Source organism: Burkholderia lata (genome assembly GCF_902499025.1).
Taxonomy (GTDB): domain Bacteria; phylum Pseudomonadota; class Gammaproteobacteria; order Burkholderiales; family Burkholderiaceae; genus Burkholderia; species Burkholderia lata_C.
In genome coordinates this window covers 1-3,621 of the sequence record NZ_CABVPW010000094.1, presented here as the reverse complement: position 1 = coordinate 3,621, position 3,621 = coordinate 1, and the positions used below count along the sequence as shown (strand labels likewise).

The 3,621-nt window shown below is 68.0% G+C and carries 3 protein-coding genes; all 3 read right to left on the bottom strand.

The window, feature by feature from the left end; translation table 11 throughout:
- Positions 1-1,707, bottom strand: a 1,707-nt coding sequence (locus BDI24065_RS40655; protein WP_175035920.1) for a methyl-accepting chemotaxis protein, incomplete at its 3' end; no start/stop codon positions are given.
- A gap of 37 nt (positions 1,708-1,744) precedes the next feature.
- Positions 1,745-2,260 carry a chemotaxis protein CheW gene (gene cheW, locus BDI24065_RS40650; RefSeq protein ID WP_043185043.1) on the bottom strand — a complete coding sequence of 172 codons (516 nt, stop codon included), beginning with the start codon at positions 2,258-2,260 and terminating at the stop codon, positions 1,745-1,747.
- A 51-nt stretch (positions 2,261-2,311) separates the two neighbouring features.
- Positions 2,312-3,621: chemotaxis protein CheW (locus BDI24065_RS40645; protein ID WP_175035919.1), on the bottom strand; the 1,310-nt coding region annotated here is incomplete at its 5' end.

Here is a 3,621-nt window from a genome sequence, read left to right as displayed (position 1 = left end):
GGCGCGCCGTGCCGGCTGTGCGGCAGCCTGCGGGGCCGGCAGCGCAGCGACCGGCGCTGCATCGAAACGCGGCTCCGACGTCAGCGCCGGCACGGCTGCCGGTGCATGCGCGACCGGCCGTGCAGCGCCGCGCGACGGCGCGAGCACGATGCCGCCCATCACGCGCCAGCCCGACACGATCGTCTTCATCTGACGCGTCTGCTCCTCGAGCGACGCGGCCGCGGCGGCCGCCTGCTCGACCAGCGCCGCGTTCTGCTGCGTGACCGAATCCATCTGGCCGACCGCGCGGTTGACCTGCTCGATGCCGGTCGACTGCTCTTCCGACGCGGCGCTGATCTCGCCCATGATGTCGGTCACGCGGCGCACGGCCTGCACGATCTCGTCCATCGTCGAGCCGGCACGCGACACGAGCGCCGACCCGCTTTCGACCTTCTCGGCCGAATCGCCGATCAGCTGCTTGATTTCCTTCGCGGCGCTCGCGCTGCGCTGCGCGAGCGAGCGCACTTCGCCCGCGACCACCGCGAAGCCGCGGCCCTGTTCGCCCGCGCGGGCGGCCTCGACCGCCGCGTTCAGCGCGAGGATGTTGGTCTGGAACGCGATGCCTTCGATCGTGCCGATGATGTCGACGACCTTGCCCGAGCTCGCCGCGATGTCCTGCATCGTCGACACGACCTGGCCGACCACGTCGCCGCCCTGGGTCGCGATGTCCGATGCGTTCACCGCGAGCTGGCTGGCCTGCCGCGCGTTCTCCGCGTTCTGCCGCACGGTGCCCGTCAGCTGCTCCATGCTCGACGCGGTTTCCTGCAGCGACGCGGCCTGCTCTTCGGTGCGCTGCGACAGGTCGGTGTTGCCGGTCGAGATCTCGCGCGCGCCGACGTCGATCGACTCGGTACCGCGATGCACGGCCTGCACCATCGTCGTGACGGCGTCCTGCATCCGCTTGATGCCGCCGAACAGGCGGCCGATCTCGTTCGTGCTGAACACGTTGACCGGCTGCGTGAGGTCGCCGCCGGCGATGCGCTCGAAGTGCGCGATCGCGTCCTCGAGCGGCTGCACGATCAGCCCGCGCAGCGCGAAGCGGATCGCGATCACGACGACGAACGCGATCGCGATGCCGGCCGCGATCAGCCCGATCATCAGCGAGATCTGCGATTGCGTCGTGGCCTGGCGATCTTCCGCGCGCTTCTGCAGCGACGCGATCACGGCCGACGCCGCCTGGTCGTACGCGACGAACATCGGGCTGATCTTGGTATCGGCGACCGCGTGGTACGCGGCCATGTCGCCCGCGCGTGCCGCCGCGAATTCGGGCTCGACGCCTTCCTTCACGATCGTCGTGTAGCGCGTGGTCAGTTCGTCGACGAGCGCCTGCTCGACGCCGAGCTTCGGCGTCGACTGGAACGCCTGCCAGTTCTGGTTCGACTTCGTGTACAGCTCCTGCGCACGGTCGAGCACCTTGGCCGCTTCGGCCGTGTTGCCGCCTTCCGTCAGCGAACGGAAGCGGTCGAGCGACACGCGCGCGCGCAGCAGGTACGACGACGTGTCGTCGAGCGTGTGGATCGCCGGCAGGTCGACGTGCGCGATCTCGTCGAGCGAGCGGCTCGCGTGATTCAGCGCGTACAGGCCGAGCCCGCCGACGGCTGCGGCCAGCGCCACGAGGATGAGTCCGACCGCCGTGAGCGTCGTGCGGATCGACCAGTTATGCAACATTGCAGATTCTCCCGAAATTCCTGCGCGCGCGGCGCGCTTACCCGCCGAGCGTCTCGATCAGCGCCATTTCACGGCTCGACATCAGTTTCTCGATGTCCATCAGGATCAGCATCCGGCCGTCGACCGTGCCGAGGCCCGTCAGGTACTCGGTCGTCAGCGTCGCGCCGAATTCCGGCGCCGGCATGATCTGGTCGGTCTGCAGCGTCAGCACGTCCGACACGCCGTCGACCACCATCCCGACCACGCGATGCGCGACGTTCAGGATGATCACGACGGTCTGGTGGTCGTACTCGACGCGGCCGAGATGGAACTTGATCCGCATGTCGACGATCGGCACGATGATCCCGCGCAGGTTGATCACGCCCTTGATGAATTCCGGCGCGTTCGCGATGCGCGTGACGCTGTCGTAGCCGCGGATTTCCTGCACCTTCAGGATGTCGATCCCGTATTCCTCGTCGCCGAGCGTGAACACGAGGAATTCCTGGCCCGTCGCGTCGCCTTGTTCCGCGTCGCGGCGGCTCGTTGCCGCGTTCGCCGCGGCCGGATTGATCATTTGGACTTCAGCAGACACGTTTGCCCCCAATCGGTTGAATGGCGAGTGACATCAGAACATCGCGAGCTCGGCGCCGGCACGGGCGCCGTGCATCGCACGGGTTTCGCGGTTCAGCGCCGCGACGTCGACGATCAGCGCGACGCTGCCGTCGCCGAGGATCGTTGCTGCCGAGATGCCGTGTACCTTGCGGTAATTGGTTTCGAGGTTCTTCACGACCACCTGCTGCTGGCCCACCAGCTCGTCGATCAGCATCGCGAAGCGGCGTCCCTCGGTTTCCATGATCGTGACGATCCCCTGCGTCGGATCGGTGCGCGCATCGTCGACCGAGAACACCTCGTGCAGCGCGACGAGCGGCAGGTATTCACCGCGCACGCGCACCACGCGCTCGCCGTTGCCGACCGTGTAGATGTCGTCGTTCGACGGCTGCAGCGACTCCATCACGAAGTTCAGCGGCAGGATGAAGATCTCGTTGCCGACCTTCACCGACATCCCGTCGAGGATCGCCAGCGTGAGCGGCAGCACGATCCGCGTGGTCGTGCCGCGGCCGGCCAGCGACGTGATCTCGACGTGGCCGCCCATCGACTGGATGTTGCGCTTCACGACGTCCATCCCGACGCCGCGGCCCGACACGTCGGTCACCGTCTCGGCCGTCGAGAAGCCCGGCGCGAAGATCAGCTGCCAGACTTCGTCGTCGCTGATGTTGTCGGACACCTGCATGCCCTGCTTCGCGGCCTTCGCGAGAATGCGTTCGCGGTTCAGGCCCGCACCGTCGTCGCTCACCTCGATCACGATGTTGCCGCCGTGATGCGCGGCCGACAGCACGAGCTGGCCGACCGCGTCCTTGCCGGCGGCAACGCGCTTGTCGACGGTCTCGATCCCGTGGTCGAGGCTGTTGCGCACGAGGTGGGTGAGCGGATCGATGATCCGTTCGATCAGGCTCTTGTCGAGCTCGGTCGCCTGGCCGAACGTGACGAGCTCGACCTGCTTGCCGAGCTTGCCGGCGAGGTCGCGCACGAGACGCGGGAAGCGGCTGAACACGTAGTCCATCGGCATCATGCGGATCGACATCACCGCTTCCTGCAGGTCGCGCGCGTTGCGCTCGAGCTGCGCCATCCCGTTGAACAGGCGGTCGTGCAGCGCCGGATCGAACGCGCTCGCGGTTTCCGCGAGCATCGCCTGCGTGATCACGAGCTCGCCGACCAGGTTGATCAGCTGGTCGACCTTCTCGACGCCGACGCGGATCGAGCTGCCTTCGGCGCCCGATGCGGCCGCGGCGGCCGGACGGGCGCGCTTGTCGTCGTGATGCGCGGCGGCCTGCGGCGCGTGGTCGGCGTGCGCCGGCGGGGCCGGCTGCTGCGCTT